The organism is Enterobacter cloacae complex sp. 342H5 (assembly GCF_050030905.1).
Classification (GTDB): Bacteria; Pseudomonadota; Gammaproteobacteria; order Enterobacterales; family Enterobacteriaceae; genus Enterobacter; species Enterobacter intestinihominis.
Genome location: NZ_JBLGVB010000001.1, coordinates 72,707 through 86,642 on the forward strand (window position 1 = coordinate 72,707; position 13,936 = coordinate 86,642).

17 protein-coding genes and 1 pseudogene are annotated in these 13,936 nt (G+C 52.5%); 5 read left to right on the forward strand and 13 right to left on the reverse strand.

The window, feature by feature from the left end; genetic code table 11:
• Positions 1-22: 22 nt before the first annotated feature.
• Together uraH and ACQG03_RS00380 are read right to left on the reverse strand one after the other, a co-directional pair.
• Complete coding sequence (gene uraH, locus ACQG03_RS00375; RefSeq protein ID WP_058646786.1) at positions 23-433, reverse strand: hydroxyisourate hydrolase; 411 nt, start codon at positions 431-433, stop codon at positions 23-25.
• Positions 434-532: 99 nt separating this feature from the next.
• On the reverse strand, positions 533-1,258 hold the full coding sequence (locus ACQG03_RS00380) for a MerR family transcriptional regulator (protein ID WP_022646597.1): 726 nt from the start codon (positions 1,256-1,258) through the stop codon (positions 533-535).
• 117 nt (positions 1,259-1,375) lie between these two features.
• Between ACQG03_RS00380 and ACQG03_RS00385 the strand changes: the two genes are divergently transcribed.
• Positions 1,376-1,900 carry a lipocalin family protein gene (locus ACQG03_RS00385; protein WP_022646598.1) on the forward strand — a complete coding sequence of 175 codons (525 nt, stop codon included), beginning with the start codon at positions 1,376-1,378 and terminating at the stop codon, positions 1,898-1,900.
• A gap of 1 nt (position 1,901) precedes the next feature.
• Here ACQG03_RS00385 and ACQG03_RS00390 read toward each other — a convergent pair whose 3' ends face one another.
• From ACQG03_RS00390 to ACQG03_RS00415, 6 genes are read right to left on the reverse strand one after another with little or no spacing between them, the layout of a single operon-like run.
• Positions 1,902-2,909 carry a fimbrial protein gene (locus tag ACQG03_RS00390; RefSeq protein WP_063163347.1) on the reverse strand — a complete coding sequence of 336 codons (1,008 nt, stop codon included), beginning with the start codon at positions 2,907-2,909 and terminating at the stop codon, positions 1,902-1,904.
• Positions 2,909-3,427 (reverse strand): fimbrial protein, encoded by a 519-nt coding sequence (locus ACQG03_RS00395; protein WP_022646600.1) that lies wholly within the window; start codon positions 3,425-3,427, stop codon positions 2,909-2,911. Before ACQG03_RS00395 ends, ACQG03_RS00390 begins: the two co-directional genes overlap by 1 nt.
• On the reverse strand, positions 3,418-5,943 hold the full coding sequence (locus ACQG03_RS00400) for a fimbria/pilus outer membrane usher protein (protein WP_063163346.1): 2,526 nt from the start codon (positions 5,941-5,943) through the stop codon (positions 3,418-3,420). Before ACQG03_RS00400 ends, ACQG03_RS00395 begins: the two co-directional genes overlap by 10 nt.
• 23 nt (positions 5,944-5,966) lie before the next feature.
• Positions 5,967-6,644 carry a fimbrial biogenesis chaperone gene (locus ACQG03_RS00405; RefSeq protein WP_063163345.1) on the reverse strand — a complete coding sequence of 226 codons (678 nt, stop codon included), beginning with the start codon at positions 6,642-6,644 and terminating at the stop codon, positions 5,967-5,969.
• Positions 6,645-6,697: 53 nt separating this feature from the next.
• Positions 6,698-7,282, reverse strand: a complete 585-nt coding sequence (locus tag ACQG03_RS00410; protein ID WP_058646788.1) for a fimbrial protein — start codon at positions 7,280-7,282, stop codon at positions 6,698-6,700.
• Positions 7,283-7,334: 52 nt separating this feature from the next.
• Positions 7,335-7,937, reverse strand: a complete 603-nt coding sequence (locus ACQG03_RS00415) for a helix-turn-helix domain-containing protein (RefSeq protein WP_022646604.1) — start codon at positions 7,935-7,937, stop codon at positions 7,335-7,337.
• 834 nt (positions 7,938-8,771) lie between these two features.
• Here ACQG03_RS00415 and ACQG03_RS00420 point away from each other — a divergent pair.
• The 3 genes from ACQG03_RS00420 (at position 8,772) to ACQG03_RS00430 (ending at position 11,165) form a co-directional block, all read left to right on the forward strand.
• Positions 8,772-9,560: a winged helix-turn-helix domain-containing protein gene (locus ACQG03_RS00420; RefSeq protein WP_063163344.1), complete on the forward strand. Its 789-nt coding sequence runs from the start codon at positions 8,772-8,774 to the stop codon at positions 9,558-9,560.
• A gap of 1 nt (position 9,561) precedes the next feature.
• Positions 9,562-10,041: a hypothetical protein gene (locus tag ACQG03_RS00425; RefSeq protein WP_022646606.1), complete on the forward strand. Its 480-nt coding sequence runs from the start codon at positions 9,562-9,564 to the stop codon at positions 10,039-10,041.
• Between the two features lie 353 nt (positions 10,042-10,394).
• Positions 10,395-11,165, forward strand: a complete 771-nt coding sequence (locus ACQG03_RS00430; RefSeq protein WP_237765595.1) for a GlxA family transcriptional regulator — start codon at positions 10,395-10,397, stop codon at positions 11,163-11,165.
• Between the two features lie 64 nt (positions 11,166-11,229).
• On the opposite strand, the gene ACQG03_RS00435 is transcribed toward ACQG03_RS00430, so the two are convergent.
• From ACQG03_RS00435 to ACQG03_RS00450, 4 genes and pseudogenes are all read right to left on the reverse strand, one after another.
• Positions 11,230-11,529, reverse strand: coding sequence for a helix-turn-helix domain-containing protein (locus ACQG03_RS00435; RefSeq protein WP_023299004.1), 300 nt, complete (start codon positions 11,527-11,529; stop codon positions 11,230-11,232).
• The gene (locus ACQG03_RS00440; RefSeq protein ID WP_047050720.1) at positions 11,526-11,876 is read right to left on the reverse strand and encodes a type II toxin-antitoxin system RelE/ParE family toxin; all 351 of its coding nucleotides are present in this window, start codon (positions 11,874-11,876) and stop codon (positions 11,526-11,528) included. The genes ACQG03_RS00435 and ACQG03_RS00440 overlap by 4 nt, the downstream gene beginning before the upstream one ends.
• Positions 11,877-12,030: 154 nt before the next feature.
• Positions 12,031-12,446, reverse strand: a pseudogene (locus ACQG03_RS00445) (hydroxyacid dehydrogenase); the annotation flags it as partial.
• Between the two features lie 50 nt (positions 12,447-12,496).
• The gene (locus ACQG03_RS00450) at positions 12,497-12,838 is read right to left on the reverse strand and encodes a SymE family type I addiction module toxin (RefSeq protein ID WP_063163341.1); all 342 of its coding nucleotides are present in this window, start codon (positions 12,836-12,838) and stop codon (positions 12,497-12,499) included.
• A 125-nt stretch (positions 12,839-12,963) separates the two neighbouring features.
• On the opposite strand from ACQG03_RS00450, the gene ACQG03_RS00455 reads away from it, so the two are divergent.
• Entirely contained in the window at positions 12,964-13,155 is a 192-nt protein-coding gene (locus ACQG03_RS00455) for a toxin-antitoxin system HicB family antitoxin (RefSeq protein WP_038416963.1), read from the forward strand.
• Positions 13,156-13,160: 5 nt separating this feature from the next.
• Here ACQG03_RS00455 and ACQG03_RS00460 read toward each other — a convergent pair whose 3' ends face one another.
• Entirely contained in the window at positions 13,161-13,787 is a 627-nt protein-coding gene (locus ACQG03_RS00460; protein ID WP_051979808.1) for a DUF6680 family protein, read from the reverse strand.
• Between the last annotated feature and the right edge of the window lie 149 nt (positions 13,788-13,936).

The window sequence follows — 13,936 nt, forward strand, 5'->3', positions numbered from 1 at the left end:
TCGTCTTTAAAATCAAGGGCAATCAGCTGCCCTTGTAGGTTGAGTAACCGTACTGGCTGAGCAGAAGCGGGATGTGCAGTTTTTCATTGGTGCGGGTGACGGTGAACAGCACCGGCACTTCCGGGAAGAAGGAGTCCAGCTTTTTGCCGTGGAAGTAATCTGCGGTTTTGAAGGTCACTTTATACACGCCTGGCGCCATATCCTGATCCTGCGGATAGAGCGATTTAATACGCCCGTCGTGGTCGGTTTTACCGCTGGCAATCGGGGTCCACTTGTCCTGCTCCTGCTTTTCCAGCGTGACGGCCACATCCGCTGGCGGCATACCGGTTTGCTGATCCAGAACGTGGACGCTCAGGGTGCCTGCCGGGGCGCTGAATGCGGCAGGGGCGAAAGCCATTGTAGCCAGTATCATCAGAGGGAGTGTCTTTTTCATCGTGTTTTCCTGTTGAGTTGTCGGTGACAGGAAAACGTTAGCACTCGCTGCGCGAAAAAATATTCAACTTTTCGTGAAGTTTGCCACAGCAGAAAATAATCAGAGGATAATTACCTCAAGGGAAACCTGCTGCTGCCACTGCGCAACCTGCTTTTTCCGCGCGGCGGTAAGTTTACCGCTGGTAACCAGCAGCCATTTGCGATCCGGGAAAATTTCCGGGGCCAGCGCGGCAGGGGGAACCGGCAGTATGTCGATGCGGTGGCCCTGGCCGGTGCGCGTCAGGGCTTCAAGCCAGATCTCACACGGGTCGTTCAGATGCCAGCCGCTGATGAGGATGTTATCGCCCGGCGCTTTTTTATCGCCCTCAAGGCAAAACGAGGTGTAGGCGATGAGGATGCCGTCGAGGATCTCACGCAGCGTCATGGCGGCGGCGACGTTGGCCGATATCTGGCTGCGCAACGGACGCAGCACGTTTGTGACCAGCTCTGGCCTTGGGTATTCGCGTCCGGCGTCGTAAATCATCTGACGCAGGGATTCAATTTTCCCCTCCTGCAACTTTTGCAGCATGGCCTGTTGCAGGGTTTGCCAGTTATTGGCGCGGCGCGGCACAGGGCGTTCCAGCAGTGATTTTACCTGGCCGATGGGTACGCCTTTTTTAACCCAGTCGAGGATTTTCAGCGCCTGCTGAACGTCCTCATCGCTGTACAGGCGGTGACCGCCGTCCGTACGCTCGGGTTTGAGTAATCCATAGCGTCGCTGCCACGCCCGCAGCGTGGTGGCGGTGATGCCGCTGAGTCTGGCGAATTCGCCGATGGAGTAAGCCATGTCTGCATCCGAAGAGAAGGAGTAGTCTCAATATACTACGAATATTCTCCGACGGGATGAAGCGCCGCACGGGTGCGCTACACTTAACGTCCAACCGCGTAAATGAAAGGAGTTCTCATGAGGCTATGGCCTGTCGTTACCGGTGTCGCCATTGCGCTGACGCTGGTTGCCTGTAAATCTCCCACGCCGCCGAAAGGCGTGCAGCCCATTACCGGCTTTGATGCCAGCCGCTATCTCGGCAAATGGTATGAAGTCGCCCGACTGGAAAATCGCTTCGAGCGCGGTCTGGAACAGGTGACCGCGACGTACGGCAAGCGCAGCGATGGCGGTATCAGCGTACTGAATCGTGGCTATGATCCGGTGAAGAACAAGTGGAATGAGAGCGAAGGAAAGGCGTACTTTACCGGCGAACCGACTACGGCTGCGCTGAAGGTATCGTTCTTCGGCCCGTTCTACGGCGGCTATAACGTGATCAAGCTGGACGATAAGTACCAGTACGCGCTGGTCAGCGGCCCGAACCGCGACTACCTGTGGATTTTATCGCGCACCCCGACCATTCCGGAGGCGGTAAAACAGGACTACCTGAATACCGCACGCGATCTGGGATTCCGGGTCGATCAGCTGGTGTGGGTTAAACACTGACCTACTGATACGAAAACGTAATGCTCGCCAGGGCGTTAGCCGAGCCGGGGACCAGCTCTCCGGTTCGGATGTACTGCGCCTGGAACGGCAGGGACAGCGTTTGTGCCGAGCTGGTGGTCTGAATGAAAAACTGTCCCGTCGTGCCTGCGGCCGAGCTGTCCGGCCCCATCATCAGCGGCCCGGTACCGTTATAGAAAAACTGCACGCCAATGCCGGAGGCCGTGGAGTCCCCGGTCAGCGTCACGACCGACGAGGTATTTGACGGCGTGGTCTGATCGGTCATTACTGCGTTAACCGCCACGTTCTCATCACAGGTCAGGTTGATGTTAAACTCCCCCGACGGTGAAGTGCTGCCTACGCTGGGGAGCGTGTGAATATCAATGGAGCCCAGGTCGACGTTGGCGCTTTTTGTGCCTACCGTGCAGCCGCTTGCCGTCACCGTAATGGTGGTGGGGTTGATGATCACCTGTGCGGTTTTCACTTCGTTGTTATAGGCCGTCAGGATCGCCGCGTTAATGGTCGGGGTCTGGTATACGCCGGATTTCAGCGGAACGCCGGTCTTGATAAACGTCACTTTTGCCGACCAGCCCAGTGCAGTGGCGTACCCGCTTGTCCCATCGGCCGGATAGCTCTGCGTAATGCCCGTCTGCATCGGGACATAGGTGGTGCCGTTATAATCTTTAAGCCCAAGAATGAAGCCGATGCCGGGCACGCCCGTTTCAAATACCATGTAATTTGCGCCATCGAGAATAACCGTGATGCCGGTGGCGGTTATACTGCTGCTCGGCTCCAGCGTCCCTTTGGAGCAGGTAAATACCAGGCCGCACCAGAACACTTCCGAGACGCTCGCAGTGGCGCTCCATTCAGAGCCGATCGTCTTTCCGGGCACGATGGAGTCTGCCGGGCCGGACCAGGACATGGGCGTGGGTGAAAGTGTGATATCCGATGTCCAGGAGAGGGCAAGTGCCTGAGAGGTCATGAAAAACAGGCCTAAAAACAGTAAACGCATTATTGATACTCCGTCGTCCAGGTCGCCACTGCCGAAACGTCTCCGGCATTGACCGGCGCACCCGTGGCGGCCAGTCGCGCATAGAAGGTCATTTTTACGCTGTCATCCCCCGCCGCGCCGTAAGCAGTGGTTTGGGTGTCCAGCGGGATAAGTACGCTGTCTTTATCCAGAATCTGCACCGCCACGCCGGTCGCGCCGCCGTCAGCGACTTTCAGAAGCTGCGGATTCTCGTCATCCGGCGTACCGCTGAAGCGGATTTTCACGCCAGCAAAGGTAGGGCCGCACGCTTCAAGGGTGAGCGTGAAGGGCGTTTTGATATTGCTGACTGCCCCCGCCTCGCTAAATTGCTTCACGCCGAGGGTGCCCAGCGGCACGTTTTGCTCCTTCGAATCTTCCGAGACAATACAGGTATTGCCGATCACGTTGCCGGTCACGGAAACCAGCACGTCATAGCCGTGTACGGGGACGGTGATGAACATCAGCAAGATCAGGGGGAGAAACCGGACGGTTACTGACATATGACCTCCTGGGAATACAGCCCGGTGCGGGCCTGATAATTTTTCGGGTTCAACGCATAGCGGATCGTGCAGCGCTGGGCGCTGTCGCGCCCCCATACGGCATGCAATGTTCCCTCCGCTGACAGGCCGGTCAGATACACGCTGCCGCCATCGCCGACGATACCGCTGGCGTTGTCATCCTCTGACGAGACCAGCGTACCGAAGGGGAGCACGTCTTTAGCGTGACGCACGATAAACATCGCTTTTGCCCCCTGACGCGTGGTGAGGGTGGCGCGAACCAGTGCCCCGTCGGTGGGGATTTTATTGGCGATGGCGTTCTCAAGTTCCACGTCATTGCCCACGGTGGTGACATCTAGCGCAACCTGATTAACGCGATACGGCGTGGCGTACGGGATCACCGCATAGCCCAGGCTGTCGGTTTTGATGCCCCTGTGGTTGAGCACGGCGACATGGCTGGCGCCCGGGGCTTTCACCAGGATATTGGTGTTCCCGAGCGGCTGGCTCAGCGTCAGGCCATCCTCATGCAGCACCGCGCCGCCGCTCATCCCGTAGCTGAGGTTGCGGGAGTCACCGGCGTAGCTGTAGCCCAGGTTATAGTCTCCCCACGCGCCCTCGTATTGCAGCGCGGCATCGCCGCCGTAGTGCTGCTGCGCGCTGTAGCGCTGGTTGACGCTATAGAAAAGATTCTCCTGTCCCGGCAGATAACCACTGACACCGGTACTGGCGGTGGTGCCAGCGGGATCCGCATGGGTAGCGGTAAAACGGAGACGGGTCGACAGCGCCGGGTTACCCAGCGGCACCGACAGGGACAACGCGAGGATATTGTCTTTCTTGTTGTCGTACAGGCTAGAGCTACGCTGGGCGCTGATGCCAAGCGACAGATTACGAAACGTTGCGTTCCACGCGAACTGCAAACTTTGCGTGGTTTTTGACGTATTCCAGTAGGTTTGTTGATCCCAGGACAGCGACAGCGCGCCGTATTCGCCCATCGGCTGCGACAACAGCAGCTGATTTTTTGCCTTACGCGACATATGCAGGTTGTAAACCGTGTCGTAGCGGGTGGTGACGGTGCCATCGTCTTCTACGGTCTGTTCTGGCGCTCCGCCCGCCATGCCTTTGTAAGTGGTATCGCTGAGAGTATAAAACCCTGCCGTTGAGTAACGCAGCGAGAAGAAATTGACCCGCGTACCGATATCGTTCAGCAGCTTGCTGTACCGCAGGCGCACCGAGTCACCGGTGTAGCGCTGCTTATCAGCCAGCTGGCTGCGGGCATGGGTGAGGTCGAGGGAGTAGGCGCCAAAGCGGCCGAGATTCTGCCCGATACCGAAGGCCAGGCCGTTGTAGCGATCGGAAAACTGCGCCCCGCCATAAAACGTGAGACCGTATCGCCAGCCCAGGAACAGCTCGCCCTGCGCGAAGGAGGGCGAGATCTGATTGCCCGCAGGGCGGTATTTCCCGGCCCCCAGAGCATATTTGACCTGACCGTTACGCACCAGATTCGGCACGCTGGCAAAGGGCAGGGTGTATTGCGTCTGGCTGCCGTCGCTCTCCTGAATGGTGACCGCGAGATCGCCGCCGGAAGAGGTCGGATAGAGATCTTTCAGCACAAACGCCCCCGGCGGAACCGAGGTTTGATAGATAACGTTACCGTTCTGGCGAACCGTCACCGTGGCATTGCTGCGCGCAATGCCGCGCACTTCAGGCGCGTAACCGCTCAGGCTGGCGGGCAACATATTGTCATCGGTCTTCAGGGCAATCCCACGCAGGCCAACGGCGTCAAACACCTGCGATGAGGTGAACGTTTCACCGGCATAAACCTGGGCACGCAGGGCGCGGATATCCCGCTGTAGCCAGGTCTGGACGTGGGTGAGCTCGTTACTCTCTTTGGTCCACGTGGTGAAATCACGCAGCCGCCATGCGCCCAGGTTGGCGCCGCTGTTGAGGCTCACAAACAGCTGTTGTTCCCGCGTGCGCGTCTCGCCCCGGTAGTCATTATTCGCGCCATTGACCACATAGTTCAGCCACGCGGCAGGGATGCCGGATTCCCAGCTCTCCGGGCTGACGTACCCGCGCGGCAGAGCGCGCATCGCGCTTTGCGGTACGGTGAAGTTGAGGGTAAGCGTCCTCTGGTCAAAATCAAACCGGGTATCGGCGAATGACCGGGTTAAAAAAATGCAGCGCTGCGCAGGCGACAGCTCACCCCCTTTCGCCTGAAGGCTGTCGATGCCAAGTGCGGCGAATTGCGCAGGTGTAAGGCACGGCAGGGCTTCACCGGCGGTGTTTTCAGCGACGCGAAACGTGACGTTACCTGTGAACGCGAACTGGGTGTTGATATACACGTTAAGATTGTACTCGCCCGGCGGCAACGCGCTCCCGGCGTTGACCCAGGCGAGATCGGCACTGTTGGCGCGCTCGCCGTTGAGAAACGCAGGATTAAAGTGCAGCTCGCTTTCGGCAGCCACGGCTTGCCGAATCACCAGGGCGATCGCCGTGGCGCACAGGATTTTAATTTTCATGTGGTCACGCCTTACTGTTTTTATTATTGGGACAATGACGTGCGGGTGACGGGCGTCCAGGCCCCATAATCGTTAATCGTCTGGTAGCTCATGCTGCTCGCATGGCTGAAGGTGTCTGCCAGCGTCACGCTGGTTTTCGGCGGCACCATGACGGGCGACACCGGCCTGCCATCAATTTTCAGGTTAATGGTGGTGAGGTAATACGGCGTTGGGTTGGTCAGCGTGACCTTGCCCGCGCGGTAGGCGCCTGCAAGGTTTTTCCATGCCTCTCCTGCGCCTTCCCGAAGCGACTCAGGGCGATAAAAGACCTTGATGCGGTTGGCAGAGGCGAATTGCAGCGAATTGCCGGAACCGTTTTTAACCTGCTGTGGGATAGCTTTGACCGTCATCCAGTACAGCGTTTCGCGATCGGCTGGCAGTGCGTTGCCGCTGAACATGATTTTCACCGCGCTTTCGCTGGCGGGCTTCATGACGTACAGCGGCGGCGTGATGATGAAGTCGTTGGTACGGCTCCCTTTCTCGTCTTCCATCCATGACTGGATCAGGAACGTGGCATCAGGGTGGGTATTTCTTACCTGCATCATCGTCTGCGTCGTCGCGCCTGCGTAGACCAGCCGCGTTGCACCCAACCCCACGCCGCCTGCATACACGGCGGATGAACATAACGTGCCAGCCAGACAAATCCATGTGTTTACGCGCATTGTGCGTCTCCTGAAAGCTGAGTCAGACCCGGCCAGCAGACCGGGCCTGAAGATTACGAATAGGTCACGGTGTAGGTTGCGACCGCGCTGGCATCACCCGCCGTGGCGTTGCCCAGTGGGGAGTAATATTTCGCGCTGAAGTTCAGGGTGTTCGCCCCCGCACGCAGGGGGATCGCTGCTGCCGGCTCACCCAGCCTGACGACGTTGCCCTGTTCATCATAAAGACGGATAGCGACATGCTGCGCCGAGCCCGCGCCGCCGTTTACTCCCGCAGCCAGGCTATTCACATCGGTACTGTCCGGCGTACCGGTGAAGGTGATAGCCACGGTCGTTGCGGCAATGGGGTTATCTTCCGTGGACGCGGAGGTATCGGCGATTTCGCAATCCTCCAGCGTGATGGAGAAGGCTTTTGCGGTACTGGCTTCACTGCCTGCGGCAGCCAGCGTGGCGGTACGCACTTCACCCATGTCGACGTCGATATTCGCGCTACCGGCGCTGATGGCACAGGCGGAGGTCACCACTTTACCGCTAAAGTTAACCGTGCCGCCGCTGGTGGTGGTGGCCAGTGCTGAGCCCGCTGGCAGCAGGGCGGCAATGCTTAATGCCAGCAGAGAATGGCAAGTAAGGCGTGCTTTCATTTCATGGTTCCTTGGTTTTTTTATTACGAGATTTGCTCTGAAAGCGGCAGGTCTAACTGGTTAAAAAGACCAGCAAATCTGTCTTATTCCTGAGCCCGAGTTTTCTTATCGCTGAGCTTTTTAAGGCGCTCACGCGGCGATAAGAAAGTTTCTCCAGTTCTGCGATGTAACGTATATCCAGTCCGTTCCTGAGTTCCTTTAATACCCTCCTTTCTCCAGGCGTCAGCGATAACGCCGCTGGCTGCTTTTGGGGCCGATAATGGCTATCGACCATTTTTGCTAGCTTTATCCGCCACTGATAAACCGTGTTCTGTAGCGAGATATAGGCATCAATATCTTCCCTGGCCCATAACAGGGAATGGGCAGAGGTTGAGTACAGGCAGATAATCACCTCAGGATGCGTGGCTTTGATTTTTTTTAAATATTTCAGTGAGCCATACCCTGTATGGTATTTCTCTGCGCCGGATATAAATAAGATATCGATACGAATCGATGACAGCGCCTTATCCAGTTCCTGATAACCTCCTTCGATGATAATGATGTGAAGGTCATCGCGGATGCTGCGTAATAACGTTTTAATGCCGTTTCTTGCATAATGATCGCCGCCCATCAATGCAACAGTAATATGCTGTGTTATTTGGTTATTGTTCGTCATGTTATTCCTCGATTTATAATAGTAATCAGGCGAGTTATTTATAAGGGTATCGCCAGTATTCTCGAAGCAATGACGTATTGCATAGTGTAGGCCTACTATACGTCGGCCAATAAAGAGGTAATCTGAATTAATCTAAAATTGTATTAATTACTAAGATCGAGACCGGTTACGACGCTTCCCTCTGATTGGTCTTATTCCGCTTCGCTTTCTGTAAATTATGATAGCCGCTATTTTTAATGAAAATTTAGCTTTGATAAATGTTTTGTAAGGAGTTTGTCGTCTGGTGTCAGTGCGGGTGTGAAGTTGCTGACGGGGAATAACAATTTACGAATGTTATCATCGTTAAAAACTGATAGAGAGGTGGGTGAAAAGCATACAAAAACCATGTAACTTATTGATATTTGTCAGGTTGAGAAAACTTAAGGCTTAAGAGTACTGAATATTTCAGACACGCATGTCCGTGGCGTACAATGTTTTTTTATGTAGATATTTGTCAATGTCAAGAGGCGAGGAATGCGCCAAAAGGAGAGGCTCTGATAAAAGAGATGCTGTCGATAGTCAGATACTTCTGTGGAGCGGAAATTCACTTCACAAAACATCATAATGAGGATGATCGCGGATGAATCGGCTCTGCAAGCCGCATTCTACAAGGCTTGAGTTCTTATGCAGGTTCAGTGAAGCTTAAGGGATGAAATATAAATTAAGATTTTTCGCCAATGGCGAAGATATACAGCATGCGGTTAATCAGTCACATTAATCCCGACGCGAATGTCATCACATACATGCGGTGACTCAGGTTCAACATCTGTTAACCGGAGAATTCATACTGCCCCTATGCATAAGCATTACATTATAAATAATATCGTCGAATTTCATCCTGCGGCCAGCACGTTACGTGATATCAACAATCCTGACCGTGTGGTTGTGTTAAATTCGCCAGCAGGCCGATGCCTGTTGTTATTAATCGACAGAGCGGGGTCGATTGTCACACAGCAAGAGTTCCTTGATATTGTCTGGCAAAGCCGCGGCATGCTTGTCTCCTCCAATACCTATTACCAGAACATCTCCATTCTGCGCAAAGGGCTTAAAAAGATTGGTTTTGAAACTGACCCTATCGTTACCATTCCCCGTATTGGGCTGACGCTGGCAAGCGACACGCAAATAACCGTCAGAGAGTCTTCGCCTGTCGCGCCTCAACCCGCAGAGGGACAATGTGTGGAGGCGCCAGCGATCGAGGAGGTCTCTGCATCCTCCGAGCCAGCAGCGCCCGTTGCCAGGAAGCCCACGCGCTGGCTGGCTGTCGTCATGGGGCTATTGGTCATCCTGGCCGTGGGAGGCGTGACGGGATATATGAACGCCAGGGAAAACCGTTTTGTTGAGGATTATCGTTTTGCGGCATCCGTTGGGGCCTGTCGCGTTTATCTTGCGAACGACATTCAGACTCACGCTGAACGCGCTTCCGCGCTGACCTATGTAGAACAATTCAAGGCTGAATGCGCGCAATATCCCTGGGTTTACATCAGCTGGTACGCCCTGCTTCCTCGTGCGTCGGTTATTCGCTGCGACCGGCCAATGAAAGAACCGAACCGCTGTATATCTGATTATTTCCTGAAGGATAGCTAGCATGACTCGTTTTCGGCAGATGCTGTATGTCATCGTGACGGGCCTCGTCACGGCAGGCGTGCTGACGGGCTATTACCTGTGGCACCGATCTTACGTTCAGCCTTTTTCATGCCAGGCTAATCTGGTACAGCACCATCCGGATGAGACGCTGACGGTCTGGCTGAATTACACCTTCGACGGGAAATTCGGCACCCTGAGCATGAATGGCCGGGCAAAGAGCGATCCGGGTAAAACCATCGACAGGAAAATTTCCTTTCGGGTGGAGAGAAAAGATCGCCTCTATTTGCTGACGTCAGAAAAAAATATGACGTTCCCGGACGATAATGTTGAAGACAGCTGGCTGGAAAAATATGAACCGCAATTTTTTGTCTATCCGGGCAAGAGTATTTATATGCGTATCAATGAACAACATAATGGTAACTATATCTTTACCTTAGGAACATTACCGACATATGTGTGTCGTGGTTCAAAAAAAGAATGATGTAAACGAGAAAAGCATTATATTTTCCTCCCGTCTCATTTATGCTTGATTTAAAATATCAGGATTATCTTAGAAATATAAAGTGCGACAGATCATGTTGCGATAATGTAATTAATTTTAAATTTGGCAAGTAAATGAAAAGTGTATTTGACTCCTCCGATGGGGGGAAATCAGTACCGGAAAAGTGTCTGCATATTGGGTTGATATTATGGCCCCGTTATTCACTCCTGGCCGTCTCTGGGTTGCTGGAGGCGCTGCGTTATGCAGCGAAAGCGCAGGATAAATTAGCATTTAAAATCAGCCTGATAAGTGAGTTTCCTGATATCCCGATTATCAGCAATGCGGGAATAATCATGAGACCGGATTCCCCCCATGCCCCGCCGGAAAGTTTTAACTACCTTGCTGTTATCGGCGGTGAATTGCAGTATCTGGACTTAGGATATCAGGGGGATAAAGCGTATCTGGCACATGCCCACCATGCCGGGGTTCCGCTCATTGGCATTGGCACCGGCAGTTTTGTCCTCGCACAGGAAGGATTGCTGAATGAACGACGAGCGTCCATCCATCCTTTCCACCTTGATGCATTTCGGCAGGCTTTCCCGCTGGTTTATGCTGAGCAAGGGTATGATTTCATCGACGATGGCGATGTGCTGACCTGCCCGGGCGGTATTTCCACCCTGACGCTGGCAACTGAGCTTATCCGCGCCCATGCCGGGGATGATATCGCCAGCACCACCTGTCAGCGTTTGTCGCTCGTTCCGCATGAAATTGCCACCCCACGTCCGGCGAATCTTGCGCTTATCCCTGACTCGCGGTTGCGCCGCGCCGTCATGCTGATAGAACAGTTCCTGACCCGGCCGCTCACCACCGCCGGGCTTGCGCGAGAAGTGGCATTGAGTGAACGCCAGCTCAACCGTCTGTTCCACGCAGAATTCGGCAAAACGGCCCGCGAATTTATCCGCAGCGCCAGACTGCGCTATGCTTGCTGGCTGCTGAAGAACTCGCAGCAAAGCGTGACGGATATTGCGCAGCGGATGGGATTCAGCGACTGCGCGCACTTTATTCGTCATTTTCAGACGGAGTATGGTTGTACGCCTGGGGTGTGGCGCACGTCGCAGAATTAATTTTCTGAGGTGGATGTAAAATGCGGCTTATATAGTTGCGCCATCAACTACAGATACAATCGCGCTAGAGATGAAACGCAACCTGCTTGCCAGTGGGTAGTTCCACGTTAATGCTAAGTTTTCCGCCCATCGCTTCGATGTAACGCTTAAGCGTAGCAATCTTCAGATCGTTTCCACGCTGCTCCAGCTGTGTTACCGCAGGTTGACTTACGCCCATAAGATCGGCGACATGTTTTTGCGAAAGCTGGAGCTCTTCACGCAGAAGTTGCAGACCGGTTTCGAGGAACATTTCCTCTGCCATCTCCTGAATGCGCTGTTGGCTTTCCGGTGAGCGTGACGCAATCACTTCATTTAAGGTTTTCACTTGGCTGCCTCCAGGCTTGTCAGATGAAGGGTGAATTCAGCATCCGCAATGCGAATCAGTTTTTCATAAAAGGTTTTGTCATTACGCTTATCGCCCGCGCAAAGCACAATGGCCTGACGTACAGGATCAAACGCGAAGAACGCACGAACCGGGCGACCCGCATATTGAATACGTAACTCTTTCATATTCTTATACTGTGAGCCCTTAACGGTATCCGCATAGGGACGAGGAAGACGCGGTCCATAATTCTGTAGATTTAACAGGTCTGCCAGTACCTTTTCCTGCAACCCATCTTCCTGTTCAAGCAACCATTGCTCGAATACCTTACTAAACAGTACCGTCCACATGCTTTCGTCCATGATAAGCTGTAGCTTATAAAAAGAATATAAGCTGTAGTTGATAAATGCAATGGCTGTCAGTGGCAGCCAGGGCGTGAGTGGCAGGAGTATGACAAAGAAGGGATATCAAACGGATGGTGCAAGTGAGAAACTGCGAGGCGCTTTCCAGCATTTCTTCGAAATAAACATATAGGGCGGATGATCCGATTGAGAGATTCTTCAGGCACTTGTTATCCATAACGAAGCCATTTACTAGGTATTCCTGAAGCGCCTGGCCTGCCCTAACCGATAGCGAGGAAGCCGGGAAGGCAATAGTGAAATGTGTTGCGATTGACCTTCTTGCTGAACCTGTAAGTAAGCCTTACAAGTTACTTTTTATTCAAGCTCACCTTCTTCGTAAATTGCTTTAATATGCTGAGTAATGGCTTGAGGAGTGACCTGATAAAGAGCCGCTATGGCTGCTTGCGACAGCCAGAGCGTTTCATGTTTAAAGCGACATGTAATGCGAACCGTTCCGTCATCACAGGCAAACATAACAAATTCGCCTGCCGGGGATTGGATTACGTCTTTATCTGCCATGTCGCCTCCACATCTAATGCACCAGGCAGGTAGTATGCCAGAAACAGCCGCTAAGCCAGGTGGTTTGTATTTGATTTTGCGAGGCGCTTTCCAGCATGTGGAATTTGGATCGCTGCAAGCGCGTCCTCTATCTCAATAAGCTTTGCTTTCGTCCGTTTATAATCGTCCTGCAAACGCTGCTCCTGCTCGTTATACGCCACCAGAACGATGCATCCTTTCATGACCTTTACTGTGACCTGCTGTCCGGTATCAAAACCTGCGGCGCGTAGCCATTTGCCGGAAAGGATGATTTTCGGCGTGGATTTGTCGAAAACATTCGGGCGATATCCCACAATTACCGAACGCTCGGTTCCGGATTGGTCGGTGTCTGAGGTAGAATGCGAATCAGCCATAATCAACTCCTTGATAGTTGATGAGGTTAGACGCTCCGGTTGTGTTCCCGCACATCGGGGCGTTGCAAATACAGGAGGTTTAGGTGGCCTCCTATATGTATCAGGGTAGATGGATAGGTGGCCTCATGTCAATCATATCGCGCGAAAAAAAACCAAAAGGCGGCGGGCAGTCTCCGCAGTTTAAGATGCGTATTGATCCGGCATTGAAGGAGCAGTTGGATGCTGTGGCGGCTCAAGAAGGGGTGAGCCTCGCCAGTTGGTTGAAGGAACTGGCGAGGGAGGCGTTACGAGCTAAGGGTATTTCACCGAAAGCATGAATATGTCAGCGTGTTTCTGTATCGCAATCAGTTGTAGTTTCAGGCATGACTTCATCATTCTGATTTGAATTATTCATGGGGGCATTAGTGATGAACATCGGTAAGGCTGTATCGCCAGAGAAAACTTTTTCTAGCCCTTTTAAGATATTTGCTTGTGTTGTTTCTAAATCGCCATGAGCAATTGGCCTATAGCAGTCTCTTTGTAATTGTACTTTATCAAAATCGTAATTCATTGCTTGTGAAAGAGCGTAGAGCAAGTCAGTAAAAAGATCATCGGATTTGGATATCCAAATATTAATATCTGGGTAGTCATTAATTTTATTTAGATGGCTATTATAACTTTTCCAGGCATGAGTAACAGTTTGTTCTTTCTTAGTTTGATATCTGATTCTTATTATTGGGAGTTTTCTTCCATAAAATTCTAGATCGATCATATTTAATGCTTGCACATGTTCTCTATGCAATCTTTGAGCTCTGGTAGACATTAAAGTTCTGAATATCGATAAGCGGCTTTGTTTTCTTTCTCTGAATTGCTCTAATGTTTTTTGTATTTGAACAGCAAGAACAGGGCCAACAATAACTGCTGCTGTCATAATTATATCTTTTGTTTCCATGCCAAATAATATGTTCATATAACACTTCCTGAGTGATAGTTATAAAAATATTATATGCTTTAAGAATGGATATTTGAAAAAATTAATTATATGAATTTTGGCGGAAGATCACAGGAGTCAACAAAACAAACTAAGCAATTGATTTAACTATAAAAACAGAATATGAA

What these genes read in the sequence shown, in the direction of transcription:
- uraH (WP_058646786.1), bottom strand. Translation starts at nt 433, where the DNA reads ATGAAAAAGACACTCCCTCTGATGATACTGGCTACAATGGCTTTCGCC.
- ACQG03_RS00380 (WP_022646597.1), bottom strand. Translation starts at nt 1,258, where the DNA reads ATGGCTTACTCCATCGGCGAATTCGCCAGACTCAGCGGCATCACCGCC.
- ACQG03_RS00385 (WP_022646598.1), top strand. Translation starts at nt 1,376, where the DNA reads ATGAGGCTATGGCCTGTCGTTACCGGTGTCGCCATTGCGCTGACGCTG.
- ACQG03_RS00390 (WP_063163347.1), bottom strand. Translation starts at nt 2,909, where the DNA reads ATGCGTTTACTGTTTTTAGGCCTGTTTTTCATGACCTCTCAGGCACTT.
- ACQG03_RS00395 (WP_022646600.1), bottom strand. Translation starts at nt 3,427, where the DNA reads ATGTCAGTAACCGTCCGGTTTCTCCCCCTGATCTTGCTGATGTTCATC.
- ACQG03_RS00400 (WP_063163346.1), bottom strand. Translation starts at nt 5,943, where the DNA reads ATGAAAATTAAAATCCTGTGCGCCACGGCGATCGCCCTGGTGATTCGG.
- ACQG03_RS00405 (WP_063163345.1), bottom strand. Translation starts at nt 6,644, where the DNA reads ATGCGCGTAAACACATGGATTTGTCTGGCTGGCACGTTATGTTCATCC.
- ACQG03_RS00410 (WP_058646788.1), bottom strand. Translation starts at nt 7,282, where the DNA reads ATGAAAGCACGCCTTACTTGCCATTCTCTGCTGGCATTAAGCATTGCC.
- ACQG03_RS00415 (WP_022646604.1), bottom strand. Translation starts at nt 7,937, where the DNA reads ATGACGAACAATAACCAAATAACACAGCATATTACTGTTGCATTGATG.
- ACQG03_RS00420 (WP_063163344.1), top strand. Translation starts at nt 8,772, where the DNA reads ATGCATAAGCATTACATTATAAATAATATCGTCGAATTTCATCCTGCG.
- ACQG03_RS00425 (WP_022646606.1), top strand. Translation starts at nt 9,562, where the DNA reads ATGACTCGTTTTCGGCAGATGCTGTATGTCATCGTGACGGGCCTCGTC.
- ACQG03_RS00430 (WP_237765595.1), top strand. Translation starts at nt 10,395, where the DNA reads ATGAGACCGGATTCCCCCCATGCCCCGCCGGAAAGTTTTAACTACCTT.
- ACQG03_RS00440 (WP_047050720.1), bottom strand. Translation starts at nt 11,876, where the DNA reads ATGTGGACGGTACTGTTTAGTAAGGTATTCGAGCAATGGTTGCTTGAA.
- ACQG03_RS00450 (WP_063163341.1), bottom strand. Translation starts at nt 12,838, where the DNA reads ATGGCTGATTCGCATTCTACCTCAGACACCGACCAATCCGGAACCGAG.
- ACQG03_RS00455 (WP_038416963.1), top strand. Translation starts at nt 12,964, where the DNA reads ATGTCAATCATATCGCGCGAAAAAAAACCAAAAGGCGGCGGGCAGTCT.
- ACQG03_RS00460 (WP_051979808.1), bottom strand. Translation starts at nt 13,787, where the DNA reads ATGAACATATTATTTGGCATGGAAACAAAAGATATAATTATGACAGCA.